19 protein-coding genes and 2 pseudogenes are annotated in these 22852 nt (G+C 41.1%); all 21 read right to left on the reverse strand.

Going from position 1 to position 22852, the window contains the following annotated elements; genetic code table 11:
- Window positions 1-83: 83 nt before the first annotated feature.
- On the reverse strand, window positions 84-809 hold the full coding sequence (gene trmJ, locus PNIG_RS14785) for a tRNA (cytosine(32)/uridine(32)-2'-O)-methyltransferase TrmJ (protein WP_011329318.1): 726 nt from the start codon (window positions 807-809) through the stop codon (window positions 84-86).
- A 230-nt stretch (window positions 810-1039) separates the two neighbouring features.
- Entirely contained in the window at window positions 1040-2479 is a 1440-nt protein-coding gene (tldD, locus tag PNIG_RS14790; RefSeq protein ID WP_011329320.1) for a metalloprotease TldD, read from the reverse strand.
- A complete protein-coding gene (locus tag PNIG_RS14795; RefSeq protein WP_089368782.1) occupies window positions 2476-3303 on the reverse strand; it encodes a carbon-nitrogen hydrolase family protein in 828 nt (275 codons plus the stop codon). The genes tldD and PNIG_RS14795 overlap by 4 nt, the downstream gene beginning before the upstream one ends.
- A gap of 38 nt (window positions 3304-3341) precedes the next feature.
- Complete coding sequence (locus PNIG_RS14800) at window positions 3342-7193, reverse strand: YhdP family protein (protein ID WP_089368783.1); 3852 nt, start codon at window positions 7191-7193, stop codon at window positions 3342-3344.
- Window positions 7193-8665, reverse strand: a complete 1473-nt coding sequence (rng, locus tag PNIG_RS14805) for a ribonuclease G (protein WP_011329323.1) — start codon at window positions 8663-8665, stop codon at window positions 7193-7195. The genes PNIG_RS14800 and rng overlap by 1 nt, the downstream gene beginning before the upstream one ends.
- Window position 8666: 1 nt before the next feature.
- The gene (locus tag PNIG_RS14810; RefSeq protein ID WP_011329324.1) at window positions 8667-9236 is read right to left on the reverse strand and encodes a Maf family protein; all 570 of its coding nucleotides are present in this window, start codon (window positions 9234-9236) and stop codon (window positions 8667-8669) included.
- Window positions 9236-9715 (reverse strand): rod shape-determining protein MreD, encoded by a 480-nt coding sequence (mreD, locus tag PNIG_RS14815; protein ID WP_089368784.1) that lies wholly within the window; start codon window positions 9713-9715, stop codon window positions 9236-9238. Before mreD ends, PNIG_RS14810 begins: the two co-directional genes overlap by 1 nt.
- On the reverse strand, window positions 9708-10550 hold the full coding sequence (gene mreC, locus PNIG_RS14820; protein WP_172459221.1) for a rod shape-determining protein MreC: 843 nt from the start codon (window positions 10548-10550) through the stop codon (window positions 9708-9710). The genes mreD and mreC overlap by 8 nt, the downstream gene beginning before the upstream one ends.
- The gene (locus PNIG_RS14825) at window positions 10550-11593 is read right to left on the reverse strand and encodes a rod shape-determining protein (protein WP_089368785.1); all 1044 of its coding nucleotides are present in this window, start codon (window positions 11591-11593) and stop codon (window positions 10550-10552) included. Before PNIG_RS14825 ends, mreC begins: the two co-directional genes overlap by 1 nt.
- A gap of 127 nt (window positions 11594-11720) precedes the next feature.
- Window positions 11721-13760 carry an SUMF1/EgtB/PvdO family nonheme iron enzyme gene (locus PNIG_RS14830; RefSeq protein ID WP_089368786.1) on the reverse strand — a complete coding sequence of 680 codons (2040 nt, stop codon included), beginning with the start codon at window positions 13758-13760 and terminating at the stop codon, window positions 11721-11723.
- Window positions 13761-13880: 120 nt separating this feature from the next.
- Window positions 13881-17267 carry a DUF6701 domain-containing protein gene (locus PNIG_RS14835; protein WP_244181044.1) on the reverse strand — a complete coding sequence of 1129 codons (3387 nt, stop codon included), beginning with the start codon at window positions 17265-17267 and terminating at the stop codon, window positions 13881-13883.
- Between the two features lie 33 nt (window positions 17268-17300).
- Window positions 17301-17621 carry an H-type lectin domain-containing protein gene (locus tag PNIG_RS20210; protein ID WP_244181045.1) on the reverse strand — a complete coding sequence of 107 codons (321 nt, stop codon included), beginning with the start codon at window positions 17619-17621 and terminating at the stop codon, window positions 17301-17303.
- Window positions 17618-18109: an agglutinin biogenesis protein MshP gene (locus PNIG_RS14840; RefSeq protein WP_231617917.1), complete on the reverse strand. Its 492-nt coding sequence runs from the start codon at window positions 18107-18109 to the stop codon at window positions 17618-17620. Before PNIG_RS14840 ends, PNIG_RS20210 begins: the two co-directional genes overlap by 4 nt.
- The gene (locus PNIG_RS20215; RefSeq protein ID WP_231617918.1) at window positions 18099-18263 is read right to left on the reverse strand and encodes a hypothetical protein; all 165 of its coding nucleotides are present in this window, start codon (window positions 18261-18263) and stop codon (window positions 18099-18101) included. Before PNIG_RS20215 ends, PNIG_RS14840 begins: the two co-directional genes overlap by 11 nt.
- A 308-nt stretch (window positions 18264-18571) precedes the next feature.
- Complete coding sequence (locus tag PNIG_RS20220; RefSeq protein ID WP_244181046.1) at window positions 18572-18940, reverse strand: PulJ/GspJ family protein; 369 nt, start codon at window positions 18938-18940, stop codon at window positions 18572-18574.
- The gene (locus tag PNIG_RS14850; protein ID WP_089368788.1) at window positions 18940-19479 is read right to left on the reverse strand and encodes a prepilin-type N-terminal cleavage/methylation domain-containing protein; all 540 of its coding nucleotides are present in this window, start codon (window positions 19477-19479) and stop codon (window positions 18940-18942) included. The genes PNIG_RS20220 and PNIG_RS14850 overlap by 1 nt, the downstream gene beginning before the upstream one ends.
- Window positions 19466-19954 (reverse strand): prepilin-type N-terminal cleavage/methylation domain-containing protein, encoded by a 489-nt coding sequence (locus PNIG_RS14855; protein WP_089368789.1) that lies wholly within the window; start codon window positions 19952-19954, stop codon window positions 19466-19468. Before PNIG_RS14855 ends, PNIG_RS14850 begins: the two co-directional genes overlap by 14 nt.
- Window positions 19955-19962: 8 nt before the next feature.
- Complete coding sequence (locus PNIG_RS14860) at window positions 19963-20496, reverse strand: prepilin-type N-terminal cleavage/methylation domain-containing protein (RefSeq protein WP_089368790.1); 534 nt, start codon at window positions 20494-20496, stop codon at window positions 19963-19965.
- 26 nt (window positions 20497-20522) lie between these two features.
- Window positions 20523-21107 carry a pilus assembly FimT family protein gene (locus tag PNIG_RS14865; protein WP_011329335.1) on the reverse strand — a complete coding sequence of 195 codons (585 nt, stop codon included), beginning with the start codon at window positions 21105-21107 and terminating at the stop codon, window positions 20523-20525.
- A gap of 1 nt (window position 21108) precedes the next feature.
- Window positions 21109-22329 (reverse strand): annotated as a pseudogene (locus PNIG_RS14870) (type II secretion system F family protein).
- A pseudogene (locus PNIG_RS14875) lies at window positions 22316-22807 on the reverse strand (GspE/PulE family protein); the annotation flags it as partial. The pseudogenes PNIG_RS14870 and PNIG_RS14875, both read right to left, overlap by 14 nt.
- Window positions 22808-22852 lie beyond the last annotated feature (45 nt).

Genomic DNA, 22852 nt, shown 5'->3' on the forward strand with positions numbered 1-22852 from the left:
TATTGTAATTACCTGAGTAATTTAGTCAAGTATTAGCGCGTTATTTAATCGTAGCTTGTTATAACTAATTGCTATAACCATTATTATTTAGGTATCGACTTATTTATAGAGGTTAAAATACCACGTAAAATGTTCATTTCAGCATCTTCAGGGCGAGCACGATTAAACATACGACGTAACTTGGTCATAACCATGCCTGGGTGCTGCTTAATGATAAACCCAGTATTAAACAGTGTCTCTTCAAGATGCCCGTAAAATAACTCAGTTTGTTTTGAGCTAGGGTAAACGGTGTCATCTTCTTCGGCTATTTTAGGTTGCTGATTTAAAAACGCCATTCGCGTTTCGTAGCATAATGTTTGCACTGCCATAGCTAAATTAAGCGAGCTGTACTCTGGATTTGCCGGAATACATACATGATAATTGCAAAGCTGTAATTCATCGTTGCTCAAGCCGCTATTTTCACGACCAAACACCAAAGCAACCGGGCCATTAACTGCTTCGCTTACTAGCTTTTCACCACATTCACGTGGTTCAACCATAGGCCAAGATAGTGTGCGAGAGCGCGCACTCGTGCCAATAGTTAACGCGCAATCGGCAATTGCATCAGCAACAGTATCAACAATCACAGCATTACCTAAAACATCACTTGCTCCAGCGGCTAATGCACTGGCATGGCTGTCGATTTCACACGCTGGGTCGACTAAATAAAGCTTTGATAAGCCCATGGTTTTCATGGCGCGAGCCGCCGAGCCAATATTACCTGAGTGTGATGTGTTAACTAAAACAACGCGAATATCATCTAAGATCATTGCTGTGCTACTTTGTTTGCTGCAAAAAATTGCGCAAATTCTACCATGTAATTAAAAACACGGCTACGATAAGCGCAGCCGTGAATAGGGTTCAGCTCAAAATACAAACCATGTTTAGGTTTATATACCAGCTTATTTAAAGCACACACTTAGTGATCGCAAGCCAACACCCTTTACTTATGTCCAAACACTGCGCTGCTTTTATCTTTTATTAAATCAAATAGCAGTAATTAAGCTGTTCCGCCTACTGTTAACTTGTCTATTTTCAAACTAGGTTGACCCACCCCAACAGGGACGCTTTGGCCGTCTTTACCGCACACGCCAACGCCTTTATCAAGCGCAAGGTCGTTACCTACCATAGATATTTGCTGCATTACTTCTGGGCCGTTACCTATTAAGGTTGCGCCTTTAATTGGTTGGGTAATTTTACCGTTTTCGATTAAATAGGCTTCTGATGCGCTAAATACAAATTTACCTGACGTTATATCAACTTGTCCGCCACCAAAATTAGGCGCAAACACGCCTTTTTTAACACTACTGATAATATCTGCTTGGCTGTGCTCACCGCCTAACATGTAAGTGTTGGTCATGCGTGGCATAGGTAAATGTGCGTACGATTCACGACGTGCGTTACCCGTTGGGCTAACGCCCATTAGGCGCGCGTTCATTTTATCTTGCATGTAGCCTTTTAAAATACCGTTTTCGATAAGTACGTTATAGGCCGCAGGTGTGCCTTCGTCGTCTACGTTAAGTGAGCCACGACGATCAGCCATAGTGCCATCATCAACCACAGTACATAGCTCAGACGCTACTTTTTGCCCTACTTTGCCGCTAAACGCCGATGCGCCTTTACGGTTAAAATCGCCCTCTAGGCCGTGGCCTACGGCTTCGTGTAATAATACACCTGGCCAGCCATTTCCTAGCACCACTTCCATGGTTCCTGCTGGCGCATCAATGGCTTCTAGGTTTACCTTTGCTTGGCGTACTGCCTCTTCTGCAAACTCCATCCAACGTGGTTTACCCTCTACTAACTCTTTAAAATAACCATAATCTAAACGCGCACCACCACCGGCTCCACCGCGTTCACGACGACCATTTTTTTCAAGTAGTACTGAACAATTTAAACGAATAAGTGGGCGAATATCGGTGGCAAAAGTACCGTCGCTAGCGGCAATAAGTACTTCTTCGTACACGGCCGACATTGAACTTATTACTTGCTCTGCGTCGGGTGCTAGTTCACGAATATAGTTTTCAAGCTCTCGTAACAAATTTACTTTATCGGTATCGCTCATACTTGAAATTGGCTGATGCGGGGCAAACTGCTGCTTTGCAGTTACATCGCTAAATACTTGAATTGATTTATTTTCACCGGCCTCGGCAATACTACGCGCTGCAGTTGCGGCTTTATTAAGTGCTTCAAGGGTGATTGCATCTGAGTACGAAAAACCGGTTTTTTCGCCGCTTACTGCGCGTACACCTACGCCTCGTTCAACATTGTATGAACCTTCTTTTACTAAGCCGTCTTCAAGTACCCATGATTCATGGTGACTTGATTGAAAGTATAAATCAGCGTAATCCACCTTATGTTGATGAATGTAGGCGAGCGTTTTTTCGAGTTCTTCTCGATTTAGCTGGCTGTCGTGTAATAAATGCTGTTCAACCGTATTCATAATAAATGCTCTCTAAATCGTTGATGAGATTGCACTGGCATATCTCGTCGAATTTTGTGTAATTGCTTTAAATCTAACGTGGCGCTTATAAAACCTGTACCCGTGGGCAACTCACTTAATGTATCTCCCCAAGGAGACAGAACTATACTGTGGCCATAGGTTTGGCGGCCATTTTCATGTGCTCCATATTGCGCTGCAGCAATCACATAACATTGTGTTTCTATTGCACGAGCCGCCAATAAAGGTTGCCAATGGGCTTGTCCGGTCACTACCGTAAAGGCGCTAGGGACTAATATAACTTCTGCACCTTGGCGTACAAGTTGAGTATATAAAGTACTAAAACGCAGATCATAACATACTGTTAAGCCTATTTTACCAAAGGGAGAGTCGACAACAACAACTTCATTTCCTGCTTGAGTAAAGTCTGATTCTCGATAGCTGGCTGTTGAATCATCAACTATTACATCAAATAAATGCATTTTATTGTAGCTGGCAACGAGCTCACCTTGGGCATTAAATAAGTGCGACGCGGCGTAATATTTATTGTCGTTATAAGGTTCTGGCATAGTACCGGCGCTTAACCAAATATTATGCAATTGGCACAGCTCGCTTAACTGCTGCTTATAACGCTCTGCATGCTTAGCCACTTTTAAGGTATCGTTACCCGATTTACAAAACACTAAAAAGGCTTCAGGCAAGCACACTAATAGTGGCCTTGTAGTGGGTAATTGTTGTAACTGATTAACTAGCGTTTGTATGTTTTGCTCAGGATTAACCCCAGAGCACATTTGCAGAGCAATAATTCTCGGAATTGCTTCACTCATAAGGTAGCACTCATTAGCTATTTCTCATTGACTATTTCTCATTGGGTAACGCTCACCTCAGCGTCTTTTAGTTTAAGCTTTGTTGCTGCTTGAGGCTGATTTTGCGCCGCTTGTGGTAGCGTTACTTCACGACTTTTACGGTCAAGTTCTTGTACTTGCGGGTCGTTCATTTTACCGGTTACTTTAAAGTTTATTTCGGAAATAACGCGCGCCGAGTGAATCACTTTATCTATAGCAAGCGCAGCAAGGCCGGTAACGGGGTTAACCATCCAAGCTACTATTATAGGTATGCTGGAGGTTACTTGCGGCGCAACCGCTAGGTCGTAGTCTATTTCTAGGGTATTTAAATTAGCATAACCTTTAATGGTTAAGTCGGCTGGTACGCCATCCATTTTAGTATCTTGAGTGTAGGCAATGCCTTTATCAAGCTGCATTGTGCCTTGCATGCTGTTATAAAAAAAACCTTTGGAAAACACATCTCTAAAATCGAGTTTTAATTTACGCACTAGTGAATCTAGGCTCAGTAACGAGAACACCCGCGCGCCACCATCACTAACCTCGGTTAAATGTCCTTCGCCTAAACGCCAATCAATATTGCCCGAAAGACTTGCTACATCAAGGTTATACGGGGCTGCTTGCCATGCAAGATTATAGTTAATGGTTGCGTTTGAATCTTTAATTGCGGTGGTTAAGTCAAACTCATTAAATAATGCGCCTATATCCTCACTTTTAAGCTCACCGCTGAGTTGCGTTTGGCCATTTTGCCACTGCCCATGGGTGCGTAAAATATGATCGTTCTTATCAACCACTAACTCAGAAATAACAAGCCGCTTACCATCCCCCAATAAAGACGCGCTTACTTTACCTAACTGATACTGACTCACCTTACAGTCGCCACATTCAAATTCTATTGCGGGTAGCTGAGTAAGCCAGCTTACGTCATCGGCTGTTTCTGTGCTTGCAACTGGCTTAACGTTTGCAGGTTCAATAAAGTTAACCCTTAAATAATCGCTATTAATTCGAATCGGCTGGCTGGCTTGCGAGATAGGAATTAGCACCCCTGCACGCAACTCTTTAGCATTTAACTTTAGGTATAAATCGTTTTGGGTAGGTGCTAAGCGCATTTCAAAGTCATTAAATTGCACGTCACTAATATTAAGTTTTTCTATATTAGCAAGTACTTCATGCAGTGGTGGCATAACACTAGCTGATGCTTGCTCTGAGCCTTGCTTAGATACATTTATAATTTGCTCAATTAACTCTAGCCACGGAAGCAAATCGGTTTGTGGTAAATTAATACTAACCGCTAAATCTTTTTTATTAAGCCCTAAATCATTTTTACCGATAACAAAATGAGCATTATTAAAGTGGGTGTTGGCGTTATCTAAAATGGCGTTAAAATAAAATAGCTGCTTTATATTAGCGGTAATTAAGTTAGATATATTATCGCCTTGAATAACTGCATTGAGTGGCCATGGTTGCTCGCTGCTTTTAGCATAGTCACCCGGTAAAGTACTGCTTAAACCAATTAATGACGAGGTTACTTGCGCACGATAATCAAACCCTTGTTCGGTAAAGTTAAGCACTAAACCAATATCGGCTGCACTTTTCCCGCTAAGGTAGTTTTTTAATAACCCTTGGCCGCTCGCAATAAGAGTCTCGGCATCTAGCTGCGCTTTTATGTTTATATTGGCGCGATAATCTTGCTCAATACTTTTGCTGTCATAGTTAATATTGAGTGGCATGCCCAACCATGTTGCAGTGGCATTAGTGAGGGTTATTTCATTGTTTTTAAAATGCAGCTCGCCGTTTAAGTTATCCAGTTCAATGCCTGGTGTTGCAATATAAACAGGTAAGTCTATTAAATTTACTTTGCCGCTCACACTTGCACCATTAGCAAATTTAGAACCAATTAACAGCTCTATATCTGCACTAGCTTCGCCTTTACCTTGCACAATTTTAAAAATTTCAGCAAGCGGGCTGGCAAGTGGCGTGGCCGCAAAAAAGTCGTGCATTTTTTCAAGCTCAGCTTGCTTATCTATTTTAACTACTAGCTCATCGGCATGCATTAAATCGCTAATGCTAACGCGTACACTACTGCCCACAGCTAAATTTACTAACTTGCCTTGCTGGCTATAAATATCCATGCGCTCGTTGGCAAAATGTAACTGGGCGCTGGCGTTAGTAACTGCAGGCCAGTCGGGATCAAACTGATAAGTGGCGTTATCTATTTGTGCTAACACATCAAACTGCCCAGAGCCGTCACTAAATGGAAAGCCTGTTAGCGGGCCTGCAAAAAGCACTTGTGCTTTTGACACTTCACCGCCTTTTATAGCGCCATTTAAATAGCTAACTAATTCAGGGCTCATCGCTTTTAAAGGAAAATAATGCCCAGCAATACTCGCGTCGGGTGCAAATGCTTCGGCGTATAAATCTAAACGCGGTTCGTCGCCTAAGCTAAGCTGCATTTCTGCAGCAAAGGTAACTTCATCATTATTAAACCAAATATTGTCACTACTAATGTGCCAAGCATTACTGCGCTTGGCTAAATTGAGCTCTATATTTAATTGCTCATAATCTATATTTTGGCTAAAACTATCACCGGTAATTAGGCTGTTATTTTCACCAAACAGGGTAATTCGCCCGTATTGCTGATTAACCAGAGCACTAACTCGCAGTTCTTGTGCGGCAGGTATTGCGTGCTGCTCTTGCCAGCCAATATTATCGGCTTCAAACCACAGCTGCCATTGCTCACTATTGGTATAGTCTAAGTAAGCTTGCTTTATTTGCCCACTAGGTTGGCGCTGTAAAAATGGCGTTAGGTTATTAAAGTTAGTCAGCTCGGCTAAATCGCTAAGTAGCGCTATATCAACTTGCTGTAACCAAATTTTATTTTGCTTACCCAGCAGTGCCTCAAACTCTAAACTCGGCCAGCTTTTATCATTACTATTAAACGCTAAACCCGTGCTTTTCAACCGCCAGCTTTTTTGTTCAGGAAATAAATGAAATCCCCCTTCGCTTAGGCTCAGCTGTTGTTTCTCTCCAGCCAACTCCCAACGTGCAAAACTAGGTAACCACTGTACTTTAACATCACTCACTAAACCTTGATTAAGCTCTAACCAAGCTTGTAAGTTTATGTTGCTGTGCAGTTGCTGTTTTTCGGTATTAATATATTGCGCTAACCAGTTAGATACATCTACCTCATTAGCTTGCACATACATGTCGCCTGCCATTTTTTCAATAGTATCGCCTTTGAGTGCAATTCGCGCATCAAAACTTCCCACCGAAATACCCGGTAATGCTAAGCTACCGCTACCTAAATGTTGCTTATTTTGATTTTGCCAAGCAATATTCTCTAACAGTAACTTACGCTCAGTACCGTCTTCTAAAATAAAGTTAATGCTGGAGTTTTCTATTGCGAAGTGGCCTGTGTCACCCAAAAATAGCTCTTCTATTAGCTCTTTTTGCTCAAACGACACTTCGCCTTCATTTTTGGCAAATAAATTAGCTACTTTAATACTGGTATGAAAGCCATTTATTACAAAGTAGTTTGACTTTAATTGCAGCGTTTTTAAGCTTTCCCACAAGTTAAGCTCTAAACTGGTTTTAGCTATAGTGAGTGCAATAGGTGCAGTTTGGTTGTCTTTAAATGATAGGTTTTCGAGCACTAAAGCAGGCCCGCTACCTTGCCAACTTGCTGAAATAGAGCCGATTGATAAACTAATATCAAACTTGGTATGTAGGTAGTTTTCTATATTATCTTTATAGTCGTTTGCATAAGGTAGGGTATATTTTAAAATAGAAACAGTCACGGCCAGTAACACTAAAATTATGGCACACGTTTGCCATAACTTTCTAAAACAAAAAAAACAGACCGCTTTTGCTTTCATTACATCATTACCACATCAAACTGCTCTTGGCTGTATAAACTCTCAACTTGAATATTGACCTGTTTGCCAATAAATAGTTCTAATTCGGCTAAGTTATGATATTCATCGTTTAGTAATGCTTCACATACCGCTGGCGCGGCATAAACCACAAACTTATCTGCATCGTAAGCACGATTAACCCTCACTATTTCGCGCAGTAATTCGTAGCACACTGTTTCTACTGTTTTTTGTGAACCACGACCAGAACACGCAGGACAAACATCACATAATATATGCTCTAAGCTTTCGCGGGTGCGCTTACGGGTCATTTCTACTAAACCTAATGCCGACAAGCCATTAATATTAGCTTTAGCACGATCTTTTGCTAACGCCGATTCGAGCGAATGCATTACGCGGCGTTTATGATCTTCACTTACCATATCGATAAAATCGATAATAATAATACCGCCTAAATTACGCAGCCTAAGCTGGCGCGCAATAGCAGAAGTTGCTTCAACATTGGTATTAAAAATGGTTTCTTCTAAATTACGATGACCAACAAATGCACCAGTATTAACATCAACCGTGGTCATCGCTTCGGTTTGATCGATAATTAAATAGCCACCCGATTTAAGGGTTACTTTACGATGCAGCGCTTTTTGTATTTCGTTTTCAACATCAAACAAATCAAAAATGGGGCGCTCACCCGGATAATATTCAAGCACTTGCGACAAAATTGGCACAAACTCTTCGGTAAATAATTTAAGCTCTTGGTAGGTTAGTTTAGAGTCAACCCTAATGCGTTCCATGTCTTCGCCCACATAGTCACGTAGCGTTCTAAAAGCAAGGGTTAAGTCTTCATGTAAGATACTGGCTTTACTGGTTTTTTTACGGCGTGACACCACTTTTTGCCACAATTTTTGTAAAAATGCAGCATCGTGCCTTAATTCGGCTTCGCTTGCGCCTTCTGCGGCGGTTCGCACAATAAAGCTGCCGTTTTCATCGCTGTATTCAGCAACGATTTTCTTTAATCTGCCACGCTCTTCTTCTGTTTCTATACGCTGGCTTACGCCAACGTGGGTGGCGTCGGGCATAAACACTAAATAGCGCGAAGGTATGGTAATGTCGGTAGTTAAACGCGCGCCTTTAGTGCCCAGTGGATCCTTTACCACTTGCACCATAATATATTGCCCTTGGCGAACTAACTCACGAATATCTTGTACTTTTTTTATCGGGGTATCGTCAACACCTTCAACAATAGAGGCGCTATTTACAATATCTGAGGCGTGTAAGAATGCAGCTTTTTCAAGGCCTATATCAACAAAGGCGGCTTGCATGCCGGGTAAAACACGGCTAATTTTTCCTAAGTAAATATTACCAACAATCCCTAAATTGCCAATTCGCTCTAATTGTATTTCTTGTAGAACACCGTTTTCTATTAGGGCAACACGGCTTTCACTTGGCGTGACATTAATTAGTAATTCTATACTCATGCTAGCCTCTTAAGAATGTTTGTAATAATTGTTCGGTCTCGTATAAAGGTAAGCCTACTACAGCAAAATAGCTACCCGAAATATGAGTAACAAATCGACCGCCTAAGCCTTGAATACCATATCCTCCTGCTTTATCTTGTGGCTCGCCACTTTGCCAGTAGGTATGTATTTCATCATCGCTGAGGGTTTTAAAAGTAACATTAGTACTTACTACGCAGCTAAGCACCTTATCTGTTGTTGCAAAAGCAACCGCGGTTAATACCTGGTGAGTATTGCCCGACAAGCGCTTTAATGTATGGGTAAAGTCATTTTCATCACAAGGCTTACCTAGCGATTGATTGTCAATAACCACTACGGTATCGCTGCCTAGCACTGGACGATCGGTATAACCAAGTGCTACACCCGACTGCGCCTTTAAACGCGCTAAGCGCTCTACATAATCATAAGGTAGTTCATTAGGGAGTTGGCTCTCGTCGGCATCAACACTAAACTGTGTAAATTCGATTCCTAGTTGCGTTAAAAGCTCTTTACGGCGAGGCGAGGCAGATGCCAAGTATACGGCGTTGGTCATTATCTGATCCTAAAATGTCTACGGTATTTACGCAGTAATAAAAACACCCATACCCAACTCAACATACCTGTAAGCACAGGCCATAAGTATTGCGGGCTAAAGTACACACCCAATAAAAAGTGATTTAGCCAAAACTGCATTAAGTGATAGAGAGTTAAAAATAAGCCAATTAATAAGCTTTGTTGCCATAGCGAAAAGTTACGGATTTTTTGAAAATTACTGGCGGTAACAAAAATACAGATTGAATAAGTAAGTGAATTAACCCCTAGCGGCGAACCAGAAGCTAAATCTATTAATAAGCCTACAATCCATGCGGTGCCTATATTTAAACGATGTGGCACAGCAAGTGACCAATACATTAATACCAATAGCACCCAGTCAGGACGAAAGGGCTCAAACGAAAACGGTAACGGCATCAAAGCCATTACTAACGCAAAAAAAATGCTCAGTGCAATTAACAACGAATAACGATTAATCATCGCTAACCTGCTCCTGTTGATTTCGCCACAGCACTACTAATAATCTAATACGATCTAGCTGCGCTATGGGTTCTGCATAAACTTGTGCAAACGGCTGGCCTTCATCGCGATTTATTTCAGTAACTACGGCAACTGGGTAGCCCTCCGGAAAGATGCCTCCAAGACCTGAGGTCACTAATACATCGCCAATACGTACATCTAGGCTATGCGGTACATGAGAGAGTTTAACAACATTAATTTTACCTATGCCTTCAACCACTGTACGCACATCGTTACGTAAAATACGTACCGGCGTAGCGTGGGTAGTGTCGGTCATTAATAACACGCGTGAGGTGGTTGAGCCTACTTTGGTAAGCTGCCCTACTACACCCATATCATCAATTACGGCTTGGCTTTCGCTAAGTCCATTGGTGGTTCCTCGGTTTATAACAACTTGATGGCTATACGGGTTTGAATGAACTGACAGTACTTGCGCAATAATTTTACGATTTGACGGTTTAGCCGATGAGCCTAATAAGGCGCGCAATTTTTGATTCTCTCTGCTCAAAAACTGGTACTGCTGTAGCTGCTCGCTTTGCAGCATTTGCTTTTTTTTCAGCGCTTCATTTTCGGTAAGTAATTGATCGCGGGTATGTAAGCTTTTTGCACCAAAGCTAAATACTTCGTAGGGTAAATTAGCCACATAAATTAATGGGCTAACCAGTGTATTTAAACTAGTACGAACGTTTGTTCCACCTTCGGTGTACTTATCGCCAATAATCAGTATGACACTCAAAAGCACTGCGACAAAGAGTCGCAGTTGCAAGGAAACGGTTTGTGCAAACATTGATTTCATTAGTCGTAACTAAATACATCACCGCCGTGCACGTCTATCATTTCAAGCGCTTTACCACCACCACGGGCAACACATGTAAGCGGATCATCAGCAACCACAACTGGAATACCAGTCTCTTCCATTAATAAACGATCTAAATCTTTTAGTAATGCACCACCACCGGTTAACACCATACCGTGCGCTGAAATATCTGACGCTAGCTCTGGCGGTGATTGCTCAAGGGCAACCATTACAGCACTAACAATTCCCATTAATGGCTCTTGTAGCGCTTCAAGAATTTCGTGCGAGTTTAATATAAATGAGCGCGGTACGCCTTCGGCTAAATTACGGCCACGCACTTCAATTTCGATTGGTTCATCGGTTTTAAAAGCAGAACCAATTTGATGCTTAATATTTTCAGCAGTAGCTTCGCCTATTAGGCTACCAAAGTTACGACGCACATAATTAATAATTGCCTCGTCAAACTTATCGCCACCAATACGTACCGACGAGGAGTAAACTACGCCGTTTAACGAAATAATAGCCACTTCGGTAGTACCGCCACCAATATCAACAACCATAGAACCTGTGGCTTCTGATACCGGTAAACCTGCACCAATTGCCGCAGCCATTGGCTCTTCAATTAAATACACTTCGCGAGCACCCGCTCCCATTGCAGATTCACGTATTGCACGTTTTTCTACTTGGGTTGCACCACAAGGCACACATATAAGTACACGTGGACTTGGACGCATAAAGTTATTGTTATGCACTTGCTTAATAAAATGCTGTAACATTTTTTCGGTAACATAAAAATCGGCAATTACGCCGTCTTTCATTGGTCGAATAGCTTTAATGTTACCAGGCGTACGGCCTAACATCTGCTTTGCTTCAGTACCTACTGAAGCAACGCTTTTAGGCCCACCAGCACGCTCTTGACGAATAGCAACCACTGATGGTTCGTTAAGTACTATGCCTTCTTCTTTTACATAAATGAGGGTATTGTCTGTACCCAAGTCGATCGATAGATCGTTTGAAAAAATACCACGGAGTTTTTTAAACATGAGGCTGGATGACCTTTGAAATACGTTCTTATTTAAGCTGCTTTCACTTTAATACGCTAATATAATGAGCGATATTAAGCACAGCTGCCTTTGTAATTTAGTTAAAAAAGGAAGCAAAGCTTCCTATTTATCGTTCGCGAACTAAGCGAAAACCTATGTAGTTAGCTCTAAAGTCGGGCGCTAATATTAATCGCGTTGAGGCACGTGCAAGGCTAGGCGCAAAATTCCACGCTCCACCTCTAACCGCAACATCCGACTCACCCGAGTTTTTGTTAGTCCATTCCCATACATTGCCTACGGTATCGTATAAACCAAATGCATTAGGAGAAAATGATCCTACCGGTGCAGCACTCTTGTTTGACCATTGACTACCACACCAGCCACAATTCGCTAAATTTTTACCAATATCGTTACCCCAAGGGTATTCTGTTTGACTACCTGCGCGTGCAGCGTATTCCCACTCAACCTCATTAGGTAAACGAAACTGTTGACCTGTTTGCCCTGACAACCAATCAGCATACGCTTTAGCGTCGCTATAAGTTAAACAAACAGCCGGAAAATCACTTGTTTGCTCAAACCCAGGATTACGCCAATTTAAATTAGCTTCCCATACGGGTTCGCCATTTAAATAATAGGCGCAGCCTTTACCTTGCTCGGCTTGGGTTTTGTAGCCTGTATTAGCAGCAAACTGCTCATACTCACCTACTGTCACTTCTTTGCTTTGCATAGCAAAAGAGTTGGCAATTACTTTTTCAACAACTGGGCGCTCATTGGCTAAACCATTGCCATTAATATCGCCCATTTTAAATTTACCTGCCGGAATAACAACTACTGAAGTTTTTACATTAGCGTTTAATACGCTGATGTTGTCACTCACTTTACGAGTTGTTTGCTCAGGTTGCTCACGCGTGTATGTCGGTGCAGCAATCGACTCTGGCTTTTTTACTAAGTTGGCATGCACGGTTTGTGCTTTATTTAAATCAACACGTACCTGATAAGGTTTATAACCAAGCTTGCGCACTTCAATATTGTGCACACCTCGCGGTAAGCGGGTTACTAAGCGGGTTGAGCCAAAGCTAACCCCATCAATAAACACTTCGTCGTCGTATACGTTTGAGCGTAGCGTTAATTCTACTGCTTGGTTTTTATCGTTATTAGCAATAACCGAGCTGTTTGTTACCATAGGCTTTACTGCATAATCACGCACTGGTTGCTCGTTTAAACGAGCCGCCGAAACGTTGCCATTATCCGCGTGCTTACTGAATGTTAACTGACTATCTGAAAAAGTTGTGCTGTAAGTAGGCTGATATGTTGCCGCCATGGGCGTGCCGTACTCAGAGCAGTAGCGGTTATCAATGCTTAATAAGTTACATAAACGGCTACTGTTAACTTCACCACGCATAGTAACGCTTAAATTAACGTTATAATTGCCTTGGCCACTAAATGCACTTTTTACCACATGACTACTTAAAATTTGTACCTGAGCACCGGCCAAATTACGTTTGGGTTCAACTAAACGCTCTTCAGTTAAGTTAGCAAATATTTGGTCAACAAAACGCTTAGTCGCTTTTTGTAACCCCATTTGCTGTCCGCGTTGCTCACACGCTGCAAGTGTTTCGGTACGCTTACAATTAATTGTGTGATTAACCTCTAACGTGCCTTCGCGGGTAAATTCGTTACGTAAACGCTCTACTCTGGCGGTAGTTAACTGCTCTTTTAAGCTCTCTAAAGTGTTTAAAAGCGTGTGTTTAGCCACACGAATTTGCTCAATGTCTTTACGGTGGGATGCAATTGCCGCCAACTGCATAGAAATATCATCTTTATTTTGCTTGTGATCGGCCACAGCTTTTTGATAACGCGCCTGAGCAGCGGTTATATCAATGCTAGGATCATCAATTAAACGACGGTACATTTCATTCATCGCGTCGAGTGCTTGGTTTTTTTCTTTATCTAACTCGGTTGAACGTGAACGCAAAAGTTGCAACTGGGTTTGCAGTTGGCTTTCTTCTTTTAAATGTTTATCAAGTATTGTTGTAGATTTGTCATAGTCGATCTGTTTTGTACTAATCTCAGATTCAATTCCAGTTACTGTTGCTGTGTCTTGTGCAAATGCACTACTAGCCAACAAACTAGCTGAAATTAACAGAGATAAAGGAGTAATTCGCATATATTCAGTCCCAAAAAGCGGCAATTATTTGGTCGTTATTATTTTTCTAAAATAAAGCCTTATGCTATGTACTTGAAGCACAAAACACAAGCTTTGTTCAATTATTATCTAAGTTTACAACTATTCACGTGTTTCACGCCAGTAAATAACCCGATCATTCCCTCGAAAGTGGCCAAATTGTAAAATAGCATAAGGATTCAGCTGAGATTGGTCACCTTGCCAATCCCATTTTAGCCAGTCATAGGTATTATATTCTAAAGTGAATGTTCCTGAGCCATTAGGCTTTGCATAAATACCGTTATTTACTGGATATCCTCCCGCCTCTAACTTCCCTGCTGCACCATTACCATACTCATATGTTAATACTGGGCTAGCTGGCAATACTTGGCTTAATTTAGGGTGTTGAAATACACTACAGTTGTCATTGCTGTTTACTACAAACCCATTGCCATCCCAATATTGAGACTCCATGGGGATGAGTAATCGATCTAAATCTGAGCCTGCATTATTACCTAACACTAAGCGGCCAAACCTAAACTCAATAGGCACACTGTTTAGTCGTACGCTGTTGCAATTAGTGCTACAGGTTACCTGTGTATTAGGGCTGTCGTTTGCATCAATTAATGTAGCGCGCTCAATATTTGTAAGTGTGGCCATTAAATTAACCATAGCAAATGGGCCATCGGGTTGATCAACTCCTAGCCTTTTTAAGGTAACATTGCTTTGATTCATCTGCCATTGCCCGTCATTGGTATCGCCCCAATTGTTTTCACCTAAATTAACTAGGCGACTGGCAAAGCTACTTGCTGGCACGTAATTACCCGCTTCATTATTTTCAGCACCAACTTGCACTACCGACTTATCAAACCCAGCCCTGTAATTACTCATTAGCTGATTATTTTGGTTTTGTGCTTGCACTGTAAAGCCAAGTTCAAATGGCTGTTCGAGGTAGGTTAAATTACTCCCATAATCAGTACACTGGGCCGCAGCTTGCACTCCTATTATTTTAAATTGCGATGGCGCAAAACGGCCTACATTATAAAGCTCGCCTTTAACATCACCCGCACCAAAGTAATCGCCATCGTTTAGCCCAGCAATTAAATCAATAATCCCTACTTGGTCATAACTATATTGTGAAATTGACTCACTTAAACTACCTGTATCTTTAAATGCAACAGTATTGACGACTGCAAGTGTTCCAGAAATACCTGCTATGGGCAGCTTTAATTGCGCTGTTACTAAAGGTTGCTCATTAATAAAATGTTTAGCAATAGGGTTGTTAGTAATCTCACTGTAGTTATCGGGGTAGCCATCATTGTTGTTATCTTGACCTTCACGCCATTGCACCGCATTCATTTTTAAATCAAATGTCTCTCCGGTTAATTTAAACAAGCTACCCGCGGCATCTGTTGCAAACCCATCATTGGGTAAGCTCATAGCCAAGCCAAAAGGTTTTACTACATACTCGTTAGAGCTACCGGTTAAATTAACCGACAAGTTAGTAATCGGATCCAGTATTAAATTAGTTTTAGCATTAAGGCTAAGCTGTGCTGCATCGGGGTAATTTATTACTATTTGCGCTTTAGACTCATCATCAAACTGTAATGGCACTGATTTATAACTTTGTTCAATCGCGTATACTTTATTATTATTGCTAAGCTGCACTGGATCAGAGCAACTTACTCCTGCGCTACAGGTATAGGCTAAATCTAAAGCAACTTCTGCCCCCACAGGAAACGCTGCTTCACACGCCCCCGTGGCGGTATTCGTTTTTACAGCTTGAATTGCTAATGCTTTTGCATTAAATCCTGTATTTGAAGGTTTACCTGATAGTTGGGTAGGAATTGTTGTATTGTTATCGCTTTCATTTTTAAAAATAAAACCCGCGTCCGAAAACACCACTTTACAGCCACTTAAACCAACATTTTTACCGCCAATATAACAACGTAACGGCGCAGATGGATCTGCTGTGTTATAACCAATTGTGGCACTGCCAGTGGTACGTTTTGCAAACTGTATATTAGTAGTACCAGTAAAGCTGATGTTCTCACCGGTTACCCAGCTCTGCTTACCACTATTATCTGGCGATAAATTTAAGCTTGATGGCTGATCAAACAAAACATCGCAAGTATCATTTGCGCAGGCGGTTAAAGCCATATCTTTAGCTTGGCAAGTCAGTCCTTGGTTATCACTCATTGATATTCGATAATGATCTAGCAATATAGGTTTATAAATACCACAAAAGCCTGGAATATTATCTGGTACTGATATGGCATCGAAAGTAGAGCTACCCTCGGTAATAATTTGTGTGCCTGAGGTAATAGAGCCTTCGTATGTTACATTTTGCGCTATTCTTACCTCGCCGGTAGCAACAATATAAGCAGCTATATTGGCATTGGCGGCAATCGCAATTGCACCATCAACATAAATAGCAAGATACGCTCCCGAATCTACTACTATATTGGTTTTACCTATATTTAAAAATGAGGTTGAGAGTAACGAACTCGTGTTTTTTAAAAAAATACGCGTAGGAGCCGTTACTCTGTATTGATCCTCCAGCATAGCAAGCTGCAACTCATCATAAAAATAATCTCCTGCTAAAGAGGCTGGTACTGGTGCCACAGAGCTTCCATCGTTAGCCACTGTAGGTACTTGAGCTGCCTGGCTAGGTGTTAAAGAGTTATTGCCACTTGCTAAACAAGCTTGAGCGTTACATAACGCAGGATCAGTTAGTGCCAAAGACGTTAAATTAGTAGTCGTAATAAATTGCGCGTTATTGTCCGTTACTTTAACGCCTTGGACTAACTGCACCAAACCATCATTATAAGTAGATAGCGCGCCTGGAAATAAGGTGTCACAACTTAAAATTTCGCCGCTAGAAACAAACGAACTAGTCATGGCTAAAATAGATACTTCTTCTTTAGGGTGAGAGCGCTCATTATCGCCATCTCGGTCTTCATCGACCACCAACCCGACTCGGTTAGCTCTTAAGTTACAACTTCGCAACCAGCCACCATCGTCCCCTACACGCGAGTTTTTACTTGCAACAACTAAAGGCGATTGCGAATAACGATTAATAAAATTAAAATAATTACATCCATCGTTCCAACCATCTACAGCAAAACCAGTAAAAAAGCTCTCCCAAATAACTTCCACGTCATTATCATCTGTGAATAAGCGATTAGCCCCGGGCTCTACCGCTAAATATGCTACTTTTTCGCTTTTAATTATACCGAATGCCGTTTCAGAAGCTTCTAGCGCAATATTTACTCCGCTGGTAGATAACGAGGCTGTTTCTACCGCAATAGTTAAAAAGGGCACCAAAGCTTGTGCTGGAGGGTTACTATCTAAACTATTAAGCGTTTGTAGTGAATGAAATAAATTTGGCCGCTGGGTAAACGAATGGGAAAAAGTAAGCGGCTTATAGCCCTTTGGAGTAAATGGAGAAAAACCAGATTTGGCACCATATTGTACCTCTAGCTGTAAATCGGTGCTCCCTACTTCCATAATGGTGCCGTCGGGGAACTCATGAACCCCGTATTACACCGCTAAATAATGTGCGCCCATATTAATATGCGCACCATCCTCACCGGAGGGCTCCAAAGGAAGCGCTTCAAACCCGGTAGTGGTGATATTTTTAACTCGAATAATTGCTGGGTTACCACCTTGGTTAGTTGAAAGCATAAAAACAGCTGGAGGAGTTATATATTGCTGCTGGAAATTAACCTTTGTCCATACCGGTGATGTGTAGGTATTTTGTAATTCAATAAAACGCCCTTCAATTTTAGGTGCTGCAGCATTGCTGTTATTACTAAATAAAAATGCTGCTAAGCATATAAGCACGAGAGTATTTTTTATCATGGTAACGTTTTAGCCTCTACACTTAATGTGCGTTGCGTTTGCCAGTAATCTTTTCTACATGCATCCCCCAATGGGCAATCAATTGGCGCACAAGTAGCACTACTTTGTAAATAATAAATATTAACCGTTCCCGAGCGCGCACTGCTATCGGGTAAATCCAGGTACTCTGTACAGCTAATAGATACATCACAAAACGATAAGTAATTTGTTTTAAAGGTTCGGCTTGTAGTAACTAAGGCACAATTTTGTGCAGCGCTATTAAGCGGAAATAATTCGGTTAAACCGCTTTCTAAACCACTTTGTGCCGCCATATATGCTCGCGCGCCATAATATTCTATAGTATTTTGCTGCGCGGCCCCGCTCAGCACTTTAACTAATGCTAAGCCAAGTGCTAATAAGGCAACAATAATCACTAAACACACAACAATTAAATTACCTTGTTGCTTTGTGGGTGAGCGGGTAATTTGCTGATAATTATTAAGGTACATTTGGCACATGCACCTCATGGTTAAAGTTCATTACCTCGGCTTCATTAAAGCGCATTTGTGCATTAACATTAAGTACAGCATTTCGCTGTAAGGCCACCGGCTCTATGGTAAAAAACAAGTTGCTTGCTAGGTTATTTGCAATATAAATCCCCAATAAATCTCGCTTAACACCGGGGGTTACTTGTAAGCTAGGCGCATCTGACTGGGCGCTATTAAAAGCATAATTTGTATAGCGATATAAAAACCGCCCTTCTACGCAAAAACTAACTGGTTCAGCTAATAAATATAATCGCTTACTGGGTGATTCTGCTGCAAATGCTTTACTAAATTGCCACTGATCAATAGCATTTCCTGCCGTGTTATTAAATGCTAAAACTTGTAAGCGTTTATGATTGTTTTCGTTATATATATCATCGCTATTTAATGGATAAACTGCTGCCCAGTTACCCGCTTGCGGTTTAGTTAAGTTATTAAGCTCAAAATCAACTGCGGTAATATTAAACGGGGCTGTAGTCGGTAAATAATTAGTATAATGAGTAGCTGATAAAAAGGGGTAAATTCAAGGCACTGATGAGTATTACACGCCCCTTTACTGTCGTTATCACAGCTTAACCTAAGTGAATTAGGTGTTGCATGGCGTAGCTCTTTACTAATGCGTGTTATTAAAAACCGCGCTTGCGCTACTGCTTCTTGACGCTCCACGCCTTGAGCGTAAATACTTACACCTGCGCCAATAAACGAAAATGCACTAACGGCTAAAATACCTAAAATTACCATTACCAGTAATAGCTCAATTAAGGTAAATGCGTATTGTCGCGTTATGCTATGCATTAATAATTCCCTTTATAAGCACTAAAGCCGTATACCTCACCCAGAGGTGAAGTAACCTCTATAGTAATGCGCTTAAAAGTGCTGCCATCATTACTAGTGGCATCATTAAAATCACTGTCGTACTGCACTTTAACAACCAAACTAAAGCCACTATATTGCGGTAATAAAACACCTAAACTATTGGTTATTGGTTGCCCCGTAAGTGCTATATAGTCGTCAACATCGTTATAACTGGTACGTGTTTCTGAATTATCTGGGCCTAAGTCTGCCGCTGCGGTACAAGCCTTTGCGCCCAAAGATATTTCGCCGCAACGCCTAAAAGGAGCGCTTCGCTCACTGTACTGATCAAACGATTTACTTTGAATTTCGTTCATGAGTGATTGCCCAAACTCCGAAGCACGTAATGCCACAATAGGCTCAGCACTTTTTTGAGCTTGAGGCGCAATAAGTGCAGTAATAATACTCAGCGCAATTGCAAACATCACAATACCAACAATTAACTCTATTAAGGTAAAGCCCTTATGTTTAAGGGCAGGCATAAATAAGCCCTTCACCGCTAATGCATACCGCGGCTAACCCTATATCTATTCGACATTGCGTTGTGCAGTTTTGATCAACCCTGCCAAGGGGATCAAAGTTAACTTGGGTAAACACATTACCGTTACTGTCTAATGCGTTAAAGGTAATATCACTTCTTTGGCTATTAATTTGTATTACTAGGTGCTCACTGTTGTTTATATCAGCCCCTCCTGAGCAGGTATCGGGTGTTGGTCCTGCAATTAACCTAGCGGTAACGTAAAGCTTATGACAGCTTGTGGTCGCTGTATTTTGCATGGCACGTAACTGCACTGTTCGCAGTGCATTTAATGTGCGGTCTCGATACGAGTACGCATCCTCGGTTGAACTACCTAAAAATTTGGGAACTGCCGTTACCGGCAGTATTCCCAAAATAATTAAAGTAATAATTAATTCAACGAGGGTAAAACCGCGCTGCTGCTTACCACTGCTGATCATTTATGTAATTAACAGCCATCTGTCACTAAAGTAACTACAGGCGCTGTAACAACTGTTTTAATTGGTGCTGTTGTTGTAACTGCAGCTGTTGCTTGAGTGTATTCAATGCGACAATCATCAGCTTGCACATAACTATTTGGGAAAATAATCACTTTATTGTCAGCTGTAATTTCAACAAGATTAAAATCGGCAGTGTTATCAGCCGCAAATTTTACATCTAAAAATGCTTCAAACGCTGCCTGTGTCGCTGCAGGGTAACCGTATACAGTTGCTACATCTCCAGTATCTACTGCAACAGTTGCTGTCGCTTCTTTTTGCTCACTGGCAATAATCGACTTACCGTTAACTATATTCATGCCACTGCGAATTGATCCCTGTAGTCCTTCTAGCGTAGATGCGTTCGCATCACCTTGCAGGTTTAAAAAGCGCGGTGCTGCTACTACTGCTAAAATTCCTAAAATAACAATAACAATAATTAACTCAACAAGCGTAAAACCTGCTTGCTTATTCAAAGGTTGATTTTTTAATGATTGTGTTTTCATAAGTAAGCCTCTTTTTTAATAATTACTTAATTTTTAAATATATGTACTTTGCCTGTTTTAGGTAAGTACGAAAAACCCACTGTTGCTGATGCTATTGCACCATTTATAGGTATGTTTTGAGAACTAAGAGTGTGCGTTGAATAATAGATACATTGCGTATTAGCTGCGTTATATCTAACTAAAAAACTAACCTCTTTTAAACTTAACTCCTCAGTATTTAGTGTGCTGCTGGGTGCATTTTGTAAAATTACATTTAACACCTGGCGACATTTAATTGCATTAATAGCATGTGCCCGAGTATCCCATTTTTCTGTTTCATCACTTGTTGGTGTCCCCATCAATCCATCGACACCAACAATTACTCCTCCATAATTAACAAACGTTTTATTTAATAACCCCTTGGGTCGCCCATTCAATTCCCATTGCCCGCGCACCAAACCTACCGCTGACATAAAGCTTGTAGCTACTGCATCAACATTTGCACTATGTGCCTGATTTTTAATATCTATATACCTAGGTATAGCAAAACTTAAAATTACAGCCAGTAACACAACAACAATTATCAACTCAAATAAACTAAAGCCTTTTGAGCGAGTAATTATTGTCTTCACTTTAATTACCTTTAATCGCTGACATCATATTCCACATCGGCATAAAAATACCTAAAGCTAAAATAAGCACCATAATTGCCACAAACACCGTTAATATAGGCTCTATTTTGGCGGTTAAGCTGCGTAAGTCATAATCAACTTCACGCTCATAATAATCTGCGGCTTCTTGGAGTAACTCATCAACTCGACCTGTTTCTTCGCCCACAGCAACCATTTGCAGTACAAGTTGAGAAAATAACTCACTGGCTCTTGAAACCCTGAGTAAACTGTCGCCTTTTTCTATATCTTGGCGCATGGTAATAATGGCTTTTTCCATATAACTATTATCTACAGCGTGCGCAGTGAGCGATAACCCCGTGGTCATAGGCACACCAGAGCGCAGCACCATTGCCAAACATTGGCTATAACGTGCTAATAAAGTACGCTGTAGAATATCGCCAACAAAGGGAATTTTTAGCTTATATTTATCCCACTTATAACGCCCTGTTACGGTATTTAAATAACGCTTAAAGCCAATTATTGCGCCCACCAGCATTAAAATTAATAACCACCAGTAATTCACAAAAAAGTTGCTTGTTGCTATTAATATTTGCGTCATTAAAGGCAGATCAGCATTAAATTTAGCGAACATGCTGGCAAAGGTCGGAATAACAAAAATATTTAAAATGATCATGGCTCCCACCAACGCACAAATTACAAACGTGGGATAACGCATTGCCGCTTTTATACGCTTGCGGGTTTCTTGTTCTTTTTCAAAATAGATAGCAAGTTGATAAAACGCATCTTCTAAACGCCCTGCACCTTCGCCAACCATCACCATAGAAATAGTTAAACGACTAAATACTTTATTGTGCATCGACATTGCGCTTGATAGGTCACGACCTTGCTCTAGCTGCTTAGTTACTTCCATTAACACCTGTTTAAAGGCTTTATTTTGGGTGGTATCCGCCAAACCAACCATGGCTCTAATAATAGGAATACCCGCTTTTAACAATTAATACATTTGCCGAGAAAACATAATCATGTCTTCTAGGCCTATTTTTTCATTAAATAAATTGTCAAAAACTTTAATGTTATTTTTAGTTTCAACCAGCGCAATTGAAATAGGAATAAATTGACGCTTCATTAAGTTATCAGCAACGCCTGCCTGGCTACTCGCTTCAAGCTGACCTTTAACTAACACTCCTTTGGCATCTTTTGCTTTATAGCTATATAGCTGCATCATCACCTCCGACTATTTCGGGGATGTATTCTGCAACCTTAAATACTTCATCTAAAGAAGTGATACCTTGTTTTGCATAATTAAGTGCCATAGCAGAGAGCGGAATAAAGTTAGCGCTATTTTTAGCCGCTTTAGCAAAGCCTTGCGTGTCATTAATACGCAAGGCATCCATCATTGCATCATCCATTTCCAGTAGTTCAAAAATGCCTACTCGCCCCCTATAACCACTATGATTACACGCAGTACAGCCTTGTCCTTTATAAAACTGTGTATCTGTTGTATTTTCGCCAAGGTACTTTAACCAACTGTTTTCTTGATGATCTGGTTGATACGGCGATTTACAATCGCTGCATACACGCCTAACAAGTCGCTGAGCAATAATGGCACGCAACGAGCTTGCGACTAAATAGGCAGGAGCTCCCATATCTATAAGGCGCATTGCACTAGTAATGGCATCGTTAGTATGTAAAATGAACAACTCCCACTAAACGCTGCGCGTTTTGAAGGAGTTTCAAAAAGAAAG

This window comes from Pseudoalteromonas nigrifaciens (assembly GCF_002221505.1).
GTDB lineage: Bacteria > Pseudomonadota > Gammaproteobacteria > Enterobacterales > Alteromonadaceae > Pseudoalteromonas > Pseudoalteromonas nigrifaciens.

Coding starts and splice junctions, on each gene's coding strand:
- PNIG_RS14800 (WP_089368783.1), bottom strand. CDS start 7,193: ATGAAAGCAAAAGCGGTCTGTTTTTTTTGTTTTAGAAAGTTATGGCAA.
- PNIG_RS14860 (WP_089368790.1), bottom strand. CDS start 20,496: ATGAAAACACAATCATTAAAAAATCAACCTTTGAATAAGCAAGCAGGT.
- PNIG_RS20210 (WP_244181045.1), bottom strand. CDS start 17,621: ATGATAAAAAATACTCTCGTGCTTATATGCTTAGCAGCATTTTTATTT.
- trmJ (WP_011329318.1), bottom strand. CDS start 809: ATGATCTTAGATGATATTCGCGTTGTTTTAGTTAACACATCACACTCA.
- PNIG_RS20220 (WP_244181046.1), bottom strand. CDS start 18,940: ATGCATAGCATAACGCGACAATACGCATTTACCTTAATTGAGCTATTA.
- PNIG_RS14840 (WP_231617917.1), bottom strand. CDS start 18,109: ATGTACCTTAATAATTATCAGCAAATTACCCGCTCACCCACAAAGCAA.
- PNIG_RS14830 (WP_089368786.1), bottom strand. CDS start 13,760: ATGCGAATTACTCCTTTATCTCTGTTAATTTCAGCTAGTTTGTTGGCT.
- PNIG_RS14835 (WP_244181044.1), bottom strand. CDS start 17,267: ATGGAAGTAGGGAGCACCGATTTACAGCTAGAGGTACAATATGGTGCC.
- tldD (WP_011329320.1), bottom strand. CDS start 2,479: ATGAATACGGTTGAACAGCATTTATTACACGACAGCCAGCTAAATCGA.
- rng (WP_011329323.1), bottom strand. CDS start 8,665: ATGAGTATAGAATTACTAATTAATGTCACGCCAAGTGAAAGCCGTGTT.
- PNIG_RS14850 (WP_089368788.1), bottom strand. CDS start 19,479: ATGCCTGCCCTTAAACATAAGGGCTTTACCTTAATAGAGTTAATTGTT.
- PNIG_RS14825 (WP_089368785.1), bottom strand. CDS start 11,593: ATGTTTAAAAAACTCCGTGGTATTTTTTCAAACGATCTATCGATCGAC.
- mreD (WP_089368784.1), bottom strand. CDS start 9,715: ATGATTAATCGTTATTCGTTGTTAATTGCACTGAGCATTTTTTTTGCG.
- PNIG_RS14810 (WP_011329324.1), bottom strand. CDS start 9,236: ATGACCAACGCCGTATACTTGGCATCTGCCTCGCCTCGCCGTAAAGAG.
- PNIG_RS14795 (WP_089368782.1), bottom strand. CDS start 3,303: ATGAGTGAAGCAATTCCGAGAATTATTGCTCTGCAAATGTGCTCTGGG.
- PNIG_RS14855 (WP_089368789.1), bottom strand. CDS start 19,954: ATGATCAGCAGTGGTAAGCAGCAGCGCGGTTTTACCCTCGTTGAATTA.
- mreC (WP_172459221.1), bottom strand. CDS start 10,550: ATGAAATCAATGTTTGCACAAACCGTTTCCTTGCAACTGCGACTCTTT.